The organism is Actinomadura sp. NPDC000929 (assembly GCF_040492065.1).
Lineage (GTDB): Bacteria > Actinomycetota > Actinomycetes > Streptosporangiales > Streptosporangiaceae > Spirillospora > Spirillospora verrucosospora.
Genome location: NZ_JBEUPA010000096.1, coordinates 1 through 15231, shown reverse-complemented (window position 1 = coordinate 15231; position 15231 = coordinate 1). Strand labels below are relative to the sequence as shown.

14 protein-coding genes and 1 riboswitch are annotated in these 15231 nt (G+C 69.1%); of the genes, 11 read left to right on the top strand and 3 right to left on the bottom strand.

The features are described 5' to 3' along the window. Window positions 1-47 precede the first annotated feature (47 nt). From ABWI04_RS27930 to ABWI04_RS27910, 5 genes are all read left to right on the top strand, one after another. Complete coding sequence (locus ABWI04_RS27930) at window positions 48-1769, top strand: hypothetical protein (RefSeq protein WP_353834304.1); 1722 nt, start codon at window positions 48-50, stop codon at window positions 1767-1769. Next, entirely contained in the window at window positions 1759-2211 is a 453-nt protein-coding gene (locus tag ABWI04_RS27925; protein WP_353834303.1) for a hypothetical protein, read from the top strand. The genes ABWI04_RS27930 and ABWI04_RS27925 overlap by 11 nt, the downstream gene beginning before the upstream one ends. Beyond that, a complete protein-coding gene (locus ABWI04_RS27920) occupies window positions 2208-2708 on the top strand; it encodes a hypothetical protein (protein WP_353834301.1) in 501 nt (166 codons plus the stop codon). Before ABWI04_RS27925 ends, ABWI04_RS27920 begins: the two co-directional genes overlap by 4 nt. Window positions 2709-2916: 208 nt before the next feature. Continuing rightward, complete coding sequence (locus ABWI04_RS27915; protein ID WP_353834300.1) at window positions 2917-3504, top strand: type VII secretion system-associated protein; 588 nt, start codon at window positions 2917-2919, stop codon at window positions 3502-3504. A 441-nt stretch (window positions 3505-3945) separates the two neighbouring features. Next, entirely contained in the window at window positions 3946-5124 is a 1179-nt protein-coding gene (locus ABWI04_RS27910; RefSeq protein WP_345171124.1) for a DMT family transporter, read from the top strand. Window positions 5125-5285: 161 nt separating this feature from the next. On the opposite strand, the gene vph is transcribed toward ABWI04_RS27910, so the two are convergent. Beyond that, on the bottom strand, window positions 5286-6149 hold the full coding sequence (vph, locus tag ABWI04_RS27905; RefSeq protein ID WP_353834299.1) for a viomycin phosphotransferase: 864 nt from the start codon (window positions 6147-6149) through the stop codon (window positions 5286-5288). Between the two features lie 554 nt (window positions 6150-6703). Between vph and ABWI04_RS27900 the strand changes: the two genes are divergently transcribed. After that, window positions 6704-7441: a dienelactone hydrolase family protein gene (locus tag ABWI04_RS27900; protein WP_353834298.1), complete on the top strand. Its 738-nt coding sequence runs from the start codon at window positions 6704-6706 to the stop codon at window positions 7439-7441. 67 nt (window positions 7442-7508) lie between these two features. Here the strand turns inward: ABWI04_RS27900 and ABWI04_RS27895 are convergent, their stop codons facing one another. Next, complete coding sequence (locus tag ABWI04_RS27895; RefSeq protein WP_353834297.1) at window positions 7509-9344, bottom strand: acyl-CoA dehydrogenase; 1836 nt, start codon at window positions 9342-9344, stop codon at window positions 7509-7511. Between the two features lie 268 nt (window positions 9345-9612). Between ABWI04_RS27895 and ABWI04_RS27890 the strand changes: the two genes are divergently transcribed. After that, window positions 9613-10950, top strand: coding sequence for a UDP-glucose dehydrogenase family protein (locus ABWI04_RS27890; protein ID WP_353834296.1), 1338 nt, complete (start codon window positions 9613-9615; stop codon window positions 10948-10950). Window positions 10951-11023: 73 nt separating this feature from the next. Here ABWI04_RS27890 and ABWI04_RS27885 read toward each other — a convergent pair whose 3' ends face one another. Beyond that, complete coding sequence (locus tag ABWI04_RS27885; protein WP_345171134.1) at window positions 11024-11221, bottom strand: hypothetical protein; 198 nt, start codon at window positions 11219-11221, stop codon at window positions 11024-11026. A 225-nt stretch (window positions 11222-11446) separates the two neighbouring features. Continuing rightward, window positions 11447-11510, top strand: a riboswitch (guanidine-III (ykkC-III) riboswitch). A 33-nt stretch (window positions 11511-11543) separates the two neighbouring features. Between ABWI04_RS27885 and ABWI04_RS27880 the strand changes: the two genes are divergently transcribed. The 4 genes from ABWI04_RS27880 to ABWI04_RS27865 all read left to right on the top strand — a co-directional run bounded on the left by ABWI04_RS27880 (window position 11544) and on the right by ABWI04_RS27865 (window position 15173). After that, window positions 11544-11867: a DMT family transporter gene (locus tag ABWI04_RS27880; protein ID WP_345171136.1), complete on the top strand. Its 324-nt coding sequence runs from the start codon at window positions 11544-11546 to the stop codon at window positions 11865-11867. Window positions 11868-12010: 143 nt separating this feature from the next. Then, entirely contained in the window at window positions 12011-12796 is a 786-nt protein-coding gene (locus tag ABWI04_RS27875; RefSeq protein ID WP_345171138.1) for a sporulation protein, read from the top strand. Window positions 12797-12870: 74 nt separating this feature from the next. Continuing rightward, on the top strand, window positions 12871-14328 hold the full coding sequence (locus ABWI04_RS27870; RefSeq protein ID WP_353834295.1) for a hypothetical protein: 1458 nt from the start codon (window positions 12871-12873) through the stop codon (window positions 14326-14328). An 86-nt stretch (window positions 14329-14414) separates the two neighbouring features. Then, complete coding sequence (locus tag ABWI04_RS27865; RefSeq protein ID WP_345171142.1) at window positions 14415-15173, top strand: SDR family oxidoreductase; 759 nt, start codon at window positions 14415-14417, stop codon at window positions 15171-15173. The last annotated feature ends 58 nt before the right edge of the window (window positions 15174-15231 follow it).

Below are 15231 nucleotides of genomic sequence, written 5' to 3'. Positions count from 1 at the left end.
GCGATGCATTGACCGTGGTCGAGTTTCATCTGCGGAAGGGCTGAAGCGTGGGCGTCGAGCATCCCACCAGGACCGACACCAAGGTGGAGACCGACGACCAGCCCGGGCCGCCTGGGCAGAAGTCCAGCCCGGACGGCCGCGCAGCCACGCAGCAGCCGACAGACCAGAAGGGCGAGACGCCGCCGCCCGCCCGCAGCGCCCGAGCCGAGAACAGCAACGACCCCAACGACGACCCCAACAGAACCGGCACACCCCGCGCCGACTCCCTCGCCATCGCCCGAGGCGAAAAACCAGAACCCCCAACCGAGAACCGCGAGACGCCGCCACCCGCCCGCAGCATCCGAGCCGAGAACAGCAACGACCCCAACGACGACCCCAACAGAACCGGCACACCCCGCGCCGACTCCCTCGCCATCGCCCGAGGCGAAAAACCAGAACCTCAGAACGAGAACCGCGAGACGCCGCCACCCGCCCGCAGCATCCGAGCCGAGAACAGCAACGACCCCAACGACGACCCCAACAGAACCGGCACACCCCGCGCCGACTCCCTCGCCATCGCCCGAGGCGAGAAGCCGGAGCCCCCAGCCGAGACCACGCCGGGCACACCCGAACCCCACGCGGAGCGACCTCCCGGCACCTCCGGCACGCCCCGCGCGGATTCGATGGCGATAGCCCGAGGCGAGAAGCTCGAACCCGACGAGAACGAAGCGGACGCGGCCGAGCCCGACCCGCCGGTCACACCGAAAGAGCGCCCGGCCGAGGCAGAACCTCCCGCCGACGACGACAGCGAACCGGACAACACAGACCCGGCTGCCCCCGGCGAACAGCCACTCGGCGAGCAGGACATGCCGAGCCACCCGAAGCCACGGGATGACCAGCCCCCGGCCCCGGAGACTTCCAGCACCGACGAGCCGGCCGACGGCGCCGGCCAGACGCCTCCGCAGGACGCACAACCGCTCGACCACGGCATCCTCGACAACCGAGCGGAGGACGTCGAACGCCCGGCCGAAACGAACCCCGAGGCTGCGGACGGAAAGCCCCCCGCCGAGACCGGCGAGCAACTCGGAGATGCCCAGCCGGCCCCCGAAACCGAGCCGGACGCCGAAACACCACCCGCACCCACCGACGGCGAGCCGCCCGTCCAGCCTGACCACGATGCCGTCGAGGAACCCGAGCCACCCGCAGACGTTGAAGACGACCTCGGTTCGGAGCCGGAGGAGCCTAGGGACACCCGCGCCCAGGGAGCGGAAGGCGGAAGCATCGGCGAATCCGACGACGCTGGGCACGGCCATGGTAGGAAAACCGAGGACCCCGCCGAGTCCTCGATTCCAGAGGAGGCAAATGACCCATTCGCCTCCCTACCGACCCGCGAGGACCTCGACCCCGCCGCCGCCGGCATGTGGGCCGCGCACAGAGGCGAACTCACCCCCGTCGACGAAGAGCAGGACCTCACCGAATCGGATCCGGAGGACGAAGATTATTCGAAGCGCATCATGCGCGCCCTTCGGGATAACTCCGATGACATGCAGAAAAATGTGAACGACATCTCCTCGGACCTCGGAGATGCGCTCCCCAAACCCACCCCGCCGAAGGGGAAGACGGCTACCGGCACCCAGTACCATTCATCCCCGGACGGTCCGAACCAAGGCGTGCACGGTGCGGACATCGCGATCGCGGCCGTGGCCGCGTTCATGATAGTGGAGCGAACCTATCAATTCGGCAAGAATAAAGTGGACGAGTTTGCAAGGAGACGGCGCGATGATAACTGACCAGCAGGTGGACGCGTTGCGAGCCCAACTCACGGGGCGCATGGATGATTTCCGACGACTGATCGGTCAGATGAGCTCCAAAGCGGAGACAGATGGCTTTGACGCGCTTGTCACGGCGGCGTTCTTCGAGGCCGTTCACCGGCGTTTCCTTGGCAAGGGAACGCCAGTCGATGATGACGAGGTCATCGAGTTCGTGGTTGCCGCACGGAAACGATCGGACAATGCTCCGGAGATCGTGCCTCCGGATGTCGGCGAACTACTCATCAATCTTGCGCTCGGCAAAGCTCCAGTCGACGCCAAGAAGAGCGTGGACGACAACACCTCCTTCAAGGCCAAGATGTTCCTCCTCCAGGTGCTCGTCGGCGACGAGGTTTTCACCGAAGCCGAGCTGGAGGCGTTTCTGACCAAGGTTCGCCAGATGGCCCAGGAGACCTTCGAGTGATCGACTGGTCGGCCGTTGAGATCGGCGCCGAGCACGAAGCCGCGCTGCGCGCATACCTGATGGACGGTCCCGCAGCATGGCTCGCGATTCAGGACAACCTCGCGGTGCCGCAAACGGCGGCCGGCTACACGCAGGTACTCCAAACCGCGTTCGGCGTCGCCGTGAAGCGCAGGTTCTCCGCAGGGTACGACATCAACCAGCTCATCCGGTACGTGGCGGACGCGCGACTTCTTCTACGGAAGTCCGGAAGAGACTTCAATCCGCGCGTCGGCGAGAATCTGATTCGCAGATACCTCGGGGATCCCACTGTCTCCGAAAACGCCAAGCCCGTTGAAACAGCGGACGTCGAGCAGGAAACTCTCGCCCTGACCACCCTCCTACGCTTCCTCGTCAACGAGTCGGAACCGACCAAGGAGTGGCTGGACGAGTTCGTGCGTGAGGCCGCCGATGCAGCACGCCTGTGGCTGGAAACACAGCAAACCGCCGACCTGCGCTGACACTGGACTCCCCTTCCATCACGTCCATTAATGCATTACGAGCGTATGCCGCCATGTACAGGGCCCCGCCCTTGTCAGAGGACGAGATGCAGACGGATTCTGCGACCGAACCGCCGAAGCGTGATCTATATTTCCGATCTGGTCTCCTGCGAATCCGTGGTCCCCGTTGACGAACAGATCCGCTACTTCAGCGATTGGGTTGGTTCCGATGACTGACAACGACGGCACCCTCACACCGCCCAATTCACCGGAGGCCTTGGAGTACGCCAATCAGCACCCGGGATCCTGGCTGTACGAGATCGACCCCTTCTTCGACTCCGATGACGACGTTCCCGCGTACGGCATCGTCGGAGCGTGGAGCATCGACGAAGAGGGGAAGATAACGAACTCTTTCAAGAAGAATTCTGATTACCGGCCTTCACCTGAGGTGCTCGGCTTTCCCGAGCCGACCGACCCGCTGGACGCTGCGATCCAACTCGTCGTAGCCGGGTACGGAGACGAAAGTCAAGCGCTTGCCCGGTTGCGATCCTCCGAGGTGTTGGTCGCCACCGGGCCCGAAGGAGACGGCGGCTCCGTCTGGGTTCATGAGATCAACGGCATCGAGGGCGTCTTCGCTTTCACCTCCCGAGCGCAACTGCCAGCGGAACCGCTGTTCGAGGGAGGATCATGGAGGGCACTCCCTGCGAGAGAGCTCGCCTCGTCCGTCCCGGACGACGTCGACATCGTGATCAACATCAACAGCCCCGCGCGCTGGAAGATCGACTCTCGAAGCCTGAGACCGCACTCAGGGCACTGATCCACCAAGACGCTCCCCGCATCGAAGTGCACAGCCGGCAACGTCACGCCGTACCGACTTGGCGGCTTGCTGCTCGACGCCCCTGATGGCCACGCGCGCATGCGGGCCGTCAGCACCCTTCTCGGCGAACGCGCCCCTGCCATGACCTCAGTGGTCCGCGGACGACGGCACGCCTGCTGCACGTGACCGCGGGTTCTGGGGGTGCCGCGCGGGAGAGATGAGCCGTCGGTCGCGGCGCACGGCCGCCGACGGAGCGCCCGTCGGCCAGGGCGGGGCTGGAATGCCGCCGAGCGGCGGGGGTCGCGCATATGATCAGTGCGAACTTCACAAACCAGAAGAAATTTCCGGTTCTGCGGAGTCTCGTCGTATCCATCGGCGCGATCTCCAGGGGACCGGCTCATGGCTGATCCTCCTGCGCGCCTGTCCGAGGGGATCAGAACAATGAGGAATACGCCGGCCGCCAGGCCGGACAACATAGCCCTGGGCGCGGGTCTCACCCTCGTCGAGGGTTCGTCAAAGCTGTTCGGGCGCTCGATCTTCAAGAACTACCTGCTCGAGGGCATCACGATGTCGGCCCTGGTCGTCGCGACGGCCGAGTACGGCATCGGCGCGATGGTCATGCTGCTGGTGGCGTTCAGGCTCCAGATCCTGGGGCTGTTCCGCCACATGACGTCGCGGTCCCAGCGGTTCCGGTACACCCGGCGGGCCTTGAAGGCGACCATCGTGTTCACGACGGTCGTTCTCATCCTCACGGTGGCCGAGTACGGCACCGTGCTGGCGGCTCTGCTGGTGGTGTTCAGGTTCCAGGTACCGGGTCCTTACCGTCCCGAGGAGCCGCGGCCCGTGCGGCTCCGGTTCACCTGGAAGACCGTGACGGCCGTCATCGTCTTCGCCGGCTGCAACATCGCGGGCCGGGGAATGATCGTGATGGCGATGATGTCGGCGGGGACTGCCCTCGCCACCATCAACGCGATCACGTTCGCCGTCTCGACCATGACCTACTCGGTGGGGGTCTGGAAGACCGGGCAGTGGTTCGCGGCGATGCTGGTGCCGCTGCTCATCGTGCTGGGCCTCGCCGTTTCCATCGAGGCGTGGCACATCACCGCGAGCCCGTGGGGAGTCATCTGGTCCATCGGATCGGCTCTCTCCGGCGTCGTGTACATGGCGCTGTCCCGAGGTTTCGTCGAGCGGGGCGGCGCGGAGGCCGATCAGTTCCAGGCGCTGGGCACGGGCCTGGGCGTGGTCGGTCTCGGCGTGTGGGCGATGCTGGCGGGCGAGGATCCGTCGGTCGGCTGGTCCTGCGGGGTCCTCTTGGCGCTGCTCTGCACGGCGCTGATGACCGTCGTCGTCCCCCGGTACCTGCACATCCGGGCGAGGAGGGCCCTCGGGGACGCCGTCTACACGATCTTGTGGAGCGTCATTCCGCTGCTCGGCCTGCTGGTCGACCTGATCATGGAGCAGAAGATCCCGACGGCCTGGCAGGTCATCGGGATGTCCTGGATCAGCGTGGTCGCGGCCGTGGCGTCCCTGCTCCGCAAGCAGCCCGAGGCGGAGATCGTCAAGCGGCGAACGTTACGCGAGATGATCATGCGCCTGAAAAGGCCGCTCGGCTGCGTGTGATCCAAGCCGATCGGTATAGTTCGTGCGGTTTCACCTAATTCGCACGAATTCCACGCCGGGGAGAACAGGCTCAGTCTTCCCGCCGTTTGCGGTGTCCCGGCGGAAGGCTCGAAGCCTCTCCGCCGGGACACCGTTCTTCCCCGGGTTGCTGTTGGTGTGGCTCAGCGGTAGGCGGCCAGGCCGTCCGCCAGTTCTTCTTCGTCGCCGTCACGGATTGCGTAGAGGGCTTGCTGCAGGGCGAATGTGTTGCGGATCGCGGTGATGCGGGTGACGAGTCCGGCATCTGGCCAGTGGCCCAGGGCGAGCAACCGTTCCAGGAACCCACGGCCATAGCTGGCACCGATCGCAGCGAGGTCTTCGGCCTGGTCGCCGAGGGCGACATCGTCCCAGTCGAGTACTCCGGCGAGGCGCGGCAGTCCGTTCGTCCACTCCCACAGGACGTTTTCGGCGCCGAGGTCGCCATGCACCACCGCTTGGGCGGGGTGGGGAAGGTCGTCGAGTGCTGTGAGCTCCCGCTCGGCCTGTAGACGCCCATTGTCGGACATGAGCGGGAACAGCTCAGCGCGCACACTCTCCGCGAACCGCCGCCACCGGTCTTCTGCCGCGTGAGGGAGAACCGCTCGTGCCGTTTCGCCGTTACCGGCACGCGCCAGGCCGGACAGCAGCGTGGCGTACTGCTCTGCCACGGTCTCGGCTACTTGAGCATCCTTGAGCGCCTCGCCCTCCAGCGGTTCCCCGGGAATGCGGCTGAGCACCAGGAACGGTGCCTCGTCGTTGCCGTGGGCGCCGCCTTGGAGCAGCGGCTCAGGTACGCGAAAGCCGAGGTCAAGCCCGGCGAGTGCGTGCAGTGCGGCTGCCCGCTCGGGCAGCCGGGCGGCCGCTGCCGGGGTGCGAGGCAGGCACACGACGCGGTCTGGCCCAATGACCACTGTGTGGAATTGCCCCTGACGCTCTGCGAGGTCGTCCGGTTCGGCACCGGGCAGCAGACGGCTCAGCAAAGCGCGATGCGTCGTACGGATGCTCACGAGTGAGACCTCTGGGTTCTTCGAAGCACGGGCTGCTGCAAAAAGTAAGAAGCGACCTCCGGAGAGGTCGCCCATGAAACCAGACGGAACCTCGGCGAGCCGAGGAATCATCCTTCCATGTCGTCAGTCGCCCAGGATCTTGTCGGGGTCGAAGCCCGCGAGATCCAGCGCTTCTTTCAGTTCTTCCTCGGTGGCGACTTCGTCGTCGCCTTGGGGGCCGCTGGTGTTGGCCATTTTCTTTGCTCCCTGCCTCGCAGTGAGCCGACGGCTCTTGCCGCCGACCTTGGTGATCGTCCGGGAGGCGGGGGCGTTGTCAAGCCTCGGAGCGGCCGGCCGGCGTCTCGTCGACGACCTCGGGACCCGGCCGCCGGGCTTGGCGAAAAAGCAGTTGGCGGGGTGGGGTGGGCGCTGCTAGTTTTTCGGAGGCCGTGCTGAAGAAAGAGGAGGTGGTACCCGTGAACCTGGTTTCGACATGGGTGCTCCCCTCTGGGGTCACGGTCGGGCGGTAGGTCGTCCGGGAGCGCCGTTCGTGAGCACTCCCGAAAGGCACGACCATGCAGTTCACTTCTGAGCAGCGTCTCGACGACGGGCTCCTTGAACGCGAATTCACCCTTGGCGACGTTCCCGGCATCCTGTGGACGCCCGAGTCCGCGTCCGCAGCGGCACCGGTTCCACTGATCCTGATGGGCCACCCCGGCGGGCTGGACAGGATGCGCCCCCGCCTGGTGGGCCGGGCTCGGCGGTCCGCGGCGGACGGCTTCGCCGCGGCCGCCATCGAGCTCCCCGGAAGCGGTGAGCGGCCCCGCTCGGCCACCGCCGAGCAGGCCCGCGCCGACCTGCAGCGGGCGGTGAAGGCCGGTGGGCCGGTCGATGACGAGATCGTGGACCGGCTCGTCCTCCCGCTGGTCGACAAGGCGGTCCCGGAGTGGCAGGCCACTCTGGACGCCCTCCTCGCGCTGCCTGAGATCGGCGGCCCGGTCGGGTTCTCGGGCGGAGTCACCGCCATCGGGGTCCGGCTCGCGGTGGTCGAACCGCGGATAGCAGCCGCCGTTCTGTTCGCCGGGAGCTTCGTGCCTCGCGTCCTGTTCGAGGAGGCCCGCCAGGTCACCATTCCGCTGCACGTCCTGCTGCAGTGGGACGACGAAGGGAACGACCGGCAGGCGGCCCTGGACCTGTTCGACGCCTTCGGCTCCGAGGAGAAGTCGCTGCACGCCAACATGGGCGGGCACACCGGCGTCCCGCAGTTCGCCGGGGACGTCGCGGCGGCGTTCTTCACCCGGCATCTGAGCTAGCCGTCGGCCCGCTCGCCTGACAGCACTGTGGCCCTGCCCGGACGGGCAGGGCCACAGCGCGGCGGGGTTAGAAGGACTCTTCGGGGAGGTCCATCACGTCCAGGGTGGTGGACTCGGTGACGGCGCGGTCCGAGGCCAGGCGCGGCAGGACGGTCTGGCAGAAGAACTGCGCGGCCGCGACCTTGCCGGTGTAGAACGCCTTGTCGGAGTCGGACACGTCGCCTCCGCCGAGGGCGTTGAGCGCGACCTCGGCCTGGCGGCACAGGAGCCAGCCGACGATCAGGTCGCCGAGGGCGAGCAGCAGGCGCGAGGAGTTCAGCCCGACCTTGTAGAGCTCCTTCGGGTTCTCCATCGAGCCGAGCGCCCAGCCGACCATCGGGTCGAGGATGCCCTGGACGTCGTCGAGGGCCCGGCCGAGCAGGGCGCGCTCGTTCTTGAGCCGGCCGTTGCCGGCCTCGGAGTCGGCGAACGCCCGGATCTCCCCGGCGAGCACCTTCAGCGCCTCGCCGTTGTCCCGCAGGATCTTGCGGAAGAACAGGTCCTGGCCCTGGATGGCGGTGGTGCCCTCGTACAGGGTGTCGATCTTGGAGTCGCGGATGTACTGCTCGATCGGGTACTCCTGCAGGAAGCCGGAGCCGCCGAGCGTCTGCAGCGACTCGGCGCCGAGCAGCGCGTAGGCCCGCTCGGAGCCGAAGCCCTTCACGATCGGCAGCAGCAGGTCGTTGACCTTCTCGGCCGTCTCGTCCCTGCGCCCCTCGAACTCGGCCAGCTGCACGGCGTCCTGGTAGGACGCGGTCAGCAGCACGAGCGCGCGCATGCCCTCGGCGTAGGCCTTCTGCGTCATGAGGCTGCGCCGGACGTCCGGGTGGTGGGTGATCGTCACCCGCGGAGCGGTCTTGTCCGTCATCTGCGTCATGTCCGCACCCTGGACGCGCTCCTTCGCGTACTCCAGCGCGTTGAGGTAGCCGGTCGAGAGGGTGGCGATAGCCTTGGTGCCGACCATCATCCGCGCGTACTCGATGACGAGGAACATCTGCCGGATGCCCTGGTGGACGTCGCCGACCAGGTAGCCGACCGCCGGGTGCTTCTCGCCGAGGGTGAGCTCGCAGGTCGTGGAGACCTTGAGGCCCATCTTCTTCTCGACGTTGGTCACGTAGGCGCCGTTGCGCTCGCCGAGCTCACCGGTCTCCACGTCCACCAGGTACTTGGGGACGAGGAACATCGACAGGCCCTTGGTGCCGGGGCCGGCGCCCTCGGGGCGGGCCAGCACCAGGTGGAAGATGTTCTCGGACATGTCGTGCTCGGCCGAGGTGATGAAGCGCTTGACGCCCTCGATGTGCCAGGTGCCGTCCGGCTGCTGGACGGCCTTGGCGCGCCCGGCGCCGACGTCGGAGCCGGCGTCCGGCTCGGTCAGCACCATCGTCGCGCCCCACTGGCGCTCCAGGGCCAGCTCGGCGAACTTCTTCTGCTCGGGCGTGCCGATGTGCCAGAGGATCTGCGCGAAACCCGGACCGGACGCGAACATGTAGACGGCCGGGTTGGCGCCCAGCACCTGCTCGGCGACCGCCCAGGTCAGCGAGCGCGGGGCGCCGCTGCCGCCGAACTCGGGGGCGAGGTCGAGGCGGTACCACTCGGAGTCCATCCACGCCTTGAACGACTTCTTGAAGCCCTCCGGCATCGTGACCGTGCCGGTGGCCGGGTCGAACACCGGCGGGTTGCGGTCCGCGTCCTCGAAGGAGGCGGCGAGCGGGCCCTCGGCCAGCCGGTTCACCTCGTCGAGGATGCTGCGCACGGTGTCCTCGTCCAGTTCGGCGTACGGGCCGCTGCCGAGGAGGTCCTGGCGCCTGAACACCTCGAAGAGGTTGAACTCCAGGTCCCGGAGGTTGCTCTTGTAGTGCCCCATTCGAGACTCCGTCTGGTTCCGGCGGCGACCGGCGGCCCCGCTGCGTACTGGTCAGTAACTCAACAGCATGCTACCCGCTGGTAACCACTGACAACCACCCCAATCGTCCGGTTTCCGAGGAGGCAGGCCACATCGATACCACGCCCGTCTCCGTCGCGTGACCCAAGTCACCCAGGCCCCCTGAGTCGCACCCTCCTACGCCCCGCGCGGGAGGGGTGGCAAGATCAAGCGGGCGCGAATTCACCCGCGGTGCACGAGGAGGTGCGCAATGAGGCAGGAGGAGGAGGCCGCCCCGAGGCTGACCGTCATCGGGACCGGCTACCTCGGCGCGACGCATGCGATCTGCATGGCCGTGCTGGGGTACGAGGTCCTCGGCGTGGACGTCGACCGGCACAAGATCGAACGGCTGGCGTCGGGCGAGGTCCCGATCTTCGAACCCGGGCTGCCGGAGCTGCTCACCAAGGCGCTCGACTCGGGCCGGCTCCGGTTCACCACCTCCTTCGCGGAGGCCGGGGAGTTCGGCGACGTCCACTTCGTGTGCGTGGGAACGCCCCAGCAGGCCGGCTCGGACGCCGCCGACCTGACCTACGTCGACGCCGCCGTCAGCTCCCTGGCGCCGCACCTGCGCCGCAGGTCCCTGGTCGTCGGCAAGTCCACCGTGCCGGTCGGGACGGCCGCGCGCCTCACCGGCCTCGTGCAGGGGCTGGCGCCCGCCGGGACCGACGTCGAGCTGGCCTGGAACCCCGAGTTCCTCCGCGAGGGCTTCGCCGTGGACGACACCCTGCGCCCGGACCGGCTGGTGTTCGGCGTCGCGTCCGACTGGGCGCACGAGCGGCTGCGAGCGGCGTTCAGGCCCGTCCTCGACCTCGGCACGCCGGTGATCCGCACGGACCTCGCGACCGCCGAGCTGGTCAAGGTGGCGGCGAACTCCTTCCTCGCCACGAAGATCTCCTACATCAACGCGATGGCCGAGGTCTGCGAGGCGGTCGGCGCCGACGTCCGGGACCTCGCCGACTCGCTGGCGCTGGACGACCGCATCGGCGGCAAGTTCCTGCGGCCGGGGCTGGGGTTCGGCGGCGGCTGCCTGCCGAAGGACATCCGGGCGTTCGCGCACCGGGCCGAGGAGATCGGCGTCGGCCAAGCCGTGTCGTTCCTGCGCGAGGTGGACGACATCAACCGGCGCCGCCGGGCCCGCACCGTCGACCTCGTCCGGGACCTGCTGGGCGGCGACCTCGCCGGCAGGCGCGTCGCCGCGTGGGGCGCCGCGTTCAAGCCCAACTCCGACGATATCCGGGACGCGCCCGCGCTGGACGTGGCGCGCACCATCCACGGCCTCGGCGGGGACGTGCGCGTCTACGACCCGGTCGCCCTCGACAACGCCCGCCGGGCGTTCCCCGAGCTGACCTACGGCGAGAGCGCGTTCGACGTGGCGCGGGACGCCGACGTGGTCGTCCTGCTGACCGAGTGGTCGGACTTCCGGGAGGTCGAGCCGGAGGCGCTGGCCGGGGTCGTCCGGCACAAACGGGTGGTGGACGGCCGTCACGCGCTCGACGCGGACCGCTGGCGCGCGGCGGGCTGGGAGTACCGCGCCCTGGGCCGCCCCTGAAGGTGTGCCGGTCTCCGCGCCAGGTGGCGCGGGGACCGGCGAGGCGGGAGGCTAGCTCATTCCCGCCAGGGTCTTACTGGCTCCCGCCGTGGAGGCGGCGGGAGTGGGCGGTGGCCTCCTCCGCAGTGACACGGGCGTCGTCCATGGCCTGCTTGTTCTCCGGAGTCGGGTCCTGCACGTACGCCTTACCGGCGTCGCGCAGGGCGTCCTGCGCGGTGTTCATGGTCTCCTCGGCCGCGCGGGCCTGGTCGGCCTTGTTCTCGTTCGTCACGGGTCTCTCCGTTGTGAGTCCTTCACCGCGGCTACCGCGGCGGAGCCTTCATCCGATAGCTCACGCAGACCTTGCCTGCGCGAGCCCCCAGAGGATGAAGAGCTCATGAAGAGCCGTCCGGCAAGGGGATCGAGCCGCAACAGGCGTCCGAGGCGGGCTCTCGTACGCCGGCATGGGGGAACATCCCGGGGAGTGGGGCCGTTGGGCGAGGTGAGGGCCATGCCCACGATGGGCGCGTGGTCTCTCCCGGACGAGGTGCGCCGTACCCGGAACGCGAAGACGGCGCGTGACATCAGTCGTCTCGTCATCCGGGAGTGCCACCATGGCCTGGATCCTCGTCATCGTCGCCGGCCTCTTCGAGGTCGCCATGGCCCTGTGCCTGAAGGGCAGCAAGGGCTTCACCCAGCCGCTGGAGTCGGCGGGGTTCCTCGTGTTCGCCGTGGCGTCCTTCGGGCTGCTCACCGTCGCCCTCAAGCACCTGGAGGTCGGCACCGCCTACGCCGTCTGGGTCGGCATCGGGGCCGTCGGGACGGCGGTGCTCGGCATGCTCTTCATGGGCGACGAGGTCTCCGCGACCCGCGTCGTCGCGCTCGCGTTCATCGTCCTCGGGGTCGTCGGGCTGAACCTCGCCGGAGGCGGCCACTGACCCGGCGGCGCCGGCAAGCGGCGCGGACGGCCAGGAACGGCCACCGCCTGCGCAGGTCAGGCGAGTTCCCGGAACGTAATCTCCCGTAACAGCGTCTATGGGACGAGAGCGCGGGGAGTCGCTCGAACACGGGAGGACGGACCTTGGTCTTCAAGAAGCTGCGTCAGGCGATGGGCATCGGCGGCCCGTCGATCGAGACGGTTCTGCACGACCCGAACACGATGCCCGGCGGAGTCGTCACGGGCGAGATCGCCATCATCGGGGGCCAGTTCAACTCCGACATCAAGGCGGTGAACCTCGCCCTGCGCACCAAGGTCGAGGTCGAGTCGGGCGACAACGAGTACACCTCCAACCTGGAGTACGCCAAGATGCCGGTCGCGGGCGGGTTCAGCCTGCAGGAGGGCGCGCGGCACAGCATCCCGTTCCAGTTCCCGATCCCGTGGGAGGCGCCGCTCACCCACATGTACGGGCGGCCGCTGCACGGCACGACGGTCGGGATCGCGACGGAGCTGGAGGTCGCGGGCGCGCTCGACCCGGGCGACCTCGACCCGATCGCCGTCCACCCGCTGCCCGCGCAGGAGCGCATCCTCGTGGCGTTCTCCAACCTCGGCTTCCAGTTCCGCAACGCGGACTGCGAGAAGGGCCGCATCTGGGGCGTCCACCAGGAGCTGCCCTTCTACCAGGAGATCGAGTTCTACCCGCCGGGGCAGTACGCGCGCGGCATCAAGCAGCTCGAAGTGACGTTCGTGTCGTACCCGCAGTCGATGGAGGTCGTGCTGGAGCTCGACAAGCGCGGCGGGGTGTTCACCGAGGGCCATGACGCGTTCAGCCGGTTCACGGTCGACTACGCGACCGTCGAGCACACCAACTGGGAGCAGCAGCTCGACGGCTTCCTGCAGGAGGCCGGGCGCCGCCGGGGCTTCTTCTGACCGCCGGCCGGCCGATCACCGGGACCCCTCCGCGATGTTGATCGCGGAGGGGTCTCCGCGTAGAAAGGGGTCCCGTGCCCCAGCCCCCCGGACTGAACCACGCGGAACGGCGCCTCTGGACGGCGTTCCCCACCGGCGCGGCCGTCGTCCTCGGCGACGACCGCCCGGCCGGCCCCCTGCCCGACCGCATCGTCCGCGCCGAGATCATCACCCGGCTGCTGCTCGGCGAGTGCGAGCCGCGTCCCGGCGCGGTCGCGGCCGTCCGGCTCCGCGGCGCCTACGTCACCGGGCGGCTGGACGTCGCCGGGGGCCGCGTCGAGGCCGAGCTGCTCCTGGAGGACTGCCGGCTCGTCGAGGAGCCGGTGTTCGCCAACGCCGAGACGCGCCAGCTCCGGTTCTCCGGCTGCCGGATGCCCGGCTTCGACGGCGGCGGCCTGCGCGCGGACGGCTTCCTCAGCCTGTCCGGGTCCGAGATCGAGGGGGAGGTGCGGCTGCCGCGGGCGCAGATCCTCGGCGGCCTGCGGATGAACGGGACGCGGGTCACCGCGTCGGCGCCGGAGAAGTGGGCGGTCTCCGGCGGCGCCCTCGTCGTGGACGCCGGGGCGTTCATCCGGGACGCCGAGATCACCGGCGGGGTGCGGTTCGTGGGAGCGCGGATGAACGGCGGGCTGTTCATGGAACGCACCACGCTCACCAATCCGGGCCGCATCGCGCTGGACGCGCAGAACATCGTCGTCGAGGACACCGCCGAGCTGAGCCACGGGTTCAGCACGTTCGGCACCGTCCGCCTGCGCAGCGCCCGCGTGAACGGCGTCCTGTCGTTCATCCGGGGCCGCCTGGACTCCTCCGACCCGGCGCGGATGGCCCTGCACGCCAGCCACATGCAGGTCGACGAGCTGCTGCTGTGGCCGGCGGAGCCGATCAAGGGCCGGGTGTCGCTGTCGTACTCCAGGATCGACCTGGTCATGGACCATCCGGACATCTGGCCGGACGAGCTGTACCTGAACGGCATGACGTACCAGACCCTGCGCGGCGCCGAGTTCAAGCACCGGCTCAGCTGGGTGTCGCGGGACCCGGAGTTCCACCTCCAGCCGTACGAGCAGCTGGCCGGCTGGTACCACGGCATCGGTCACGACGACCTGGCCCGGAAGGTGCAGCTCGCCAAGATGCGGGCGCGGCGCCGCGGGCTGCACCCGGTCGCCCGGGCGTGGAACCATGTGCTCGACTGGACGGTCGGGTTCGGCTACCGGCCGTGGCTGGCGTTCGCGTGGTTCGCCACCCTGCTGGCCGTCGGGACGACGGTGTTCTCGATCGAGCATCCGCGCGCGGTCAAGCCGCCGGACGAGCTGCCGTCCTTCCACGCGCTGATCTACACGCTGGACCTGCTGATCCCGCTCGACACGTTCGGGCAGCAGCTGTCCTACGACGCGGTGAACTGGTCCCGCTGGGTGGCGTATGCGCTGGTCGCGACGGGGTGGGTGCTGGTGACGGCGCTGATCGCCGGCGCGGCGCGGGTGCTGCGCCCGAACTGAGCGCGACCCCGCCTCGGGACGGGGCCGAACCAGCGCGCCGTCCCGCGCGTCCATCCGGGGTAGGGGATCGACGAGAATGGGGCGCCATGGGCACGTATCTGATCACGGGCGCGACCGGCGGCATCGGCACGGCGGTGGCGGAGCTGCTGCGCGAGCGCGGGCACGACCTCCTTCTCACCGGCCGCTCCGCCGAGCGCCTGGACAAGCTCGCGGCGACGCTGCGCGGGGGCGCGCACGCGGCCACGCAGGTCATCAACCGGGGGGCGGTCGCCTCGCCGCCCCGCGCGGCGTCGATCGGCACGATCCCGCTCGACCTGACCGAGCCGCGCCGCATCGAGGCGCGGCTCGCGGCGGTCGGGATCCCCGCCCGGCTGGACGGCGTCGTCCACGCGGCGGGCATGGTGCATCTGGGCACGGTCGCCGCCACCGAGGCCGACGAGTGGATCGAGCACCTGTCGGTCAACCTGGTGTCGGCCGCGGAGCTCACGCGGCTCCTGCTGCCCGCGCTGCGCGCCGCCGAGGGCCACGTGGTGTTCGTCAACTCCACGGCGGGGCTGCGCGCCAACCCCGAGTGGTCGGCGTACGCGGCGAGCAAGTTCGGCCTGCGGGCGCTGGCCGACTCGCTGCGCGCGGAGGAGCCGTCCCTGCGCGTCACGAGCGTCTACCCGGGGCGGACGGCCACGGAGATGCAGCGCAGCGTGCGCGCCCAGGAGGGCCACCCCTACGCCGAGGACGACTTCGCGGCCCCCGCCACGGTCGCGCGCGTGCTGGTCGCCGCGCTGGAGACGCCGCGGGACGCGGTCGTCTCGGACGTCACCGTCAGGCCGAACCCGTCGCGGAGCTGACGGTCGCGGCGGGCCCCGGGGGGGGCGCCGCCCCCCCGCACACCAGGGGGGTTAGGGA

Bases quoted from the DNA above. Each gene is read 5' to 3' on its own strand.
- ABWI04_RS27895 (WP_353834297.1), bottom strand. From the start codon at position 9,344: ATGGGGCACTACAAGAGCAACCTCCGGGACCTGGAGTTCAACCTCTTC.
- ABWI04_RS27900 (WP_353834298.1), top strand. From the start codon at position 6,704: ATGCAGTTCACTTCTGAGCAGCGTCTCGACGACGGGCTCCTTGAACGC.
- ABWI04_RS27915 (WP_353834300.1), top strand. From the start codon at position 2,917: ATGACTGACAACGACGGCACCCTCACACCGCCCAATTCACCGGAGGCC.
- ABWI04_RS27890 (WP_353834296.1), top strand. From the start codon at position 9,613: ATGAGGCAGGAGGAGGAGGCCGCCCCGAGGCTGACCGTCATCGGGACC.
- ABWI04_RS27925 (WP_353834303.1), top strand. From the start codon at position 1,759: ATGATAACTGACCAGCAGGTGGACGCGTTGCGAGCCCAACTCACGGGG.
- ABWI04_RS27880 (WP_345171136.1), top strand. From the start codon at position 11,544: ATGGCCTGGATCCTCGTCATCGTCGCCGGCCTCTTCGAGGTCGCCATG.
- ABWI04_RS27910 (WP_345171124.1), top strand. From the start codon at position 3,946: ATGAGGAATACGCCGGCCGCCAGGCCGGACAACATAGCCCTGGGCGCG.
- ABWI04_RS27865 (WP_345171142.1), top strand. From the start codon at position 14,415: ATGGGCACGTATCTGATCACGGGCGCGACCGGCGGCATCGGCACGGCG.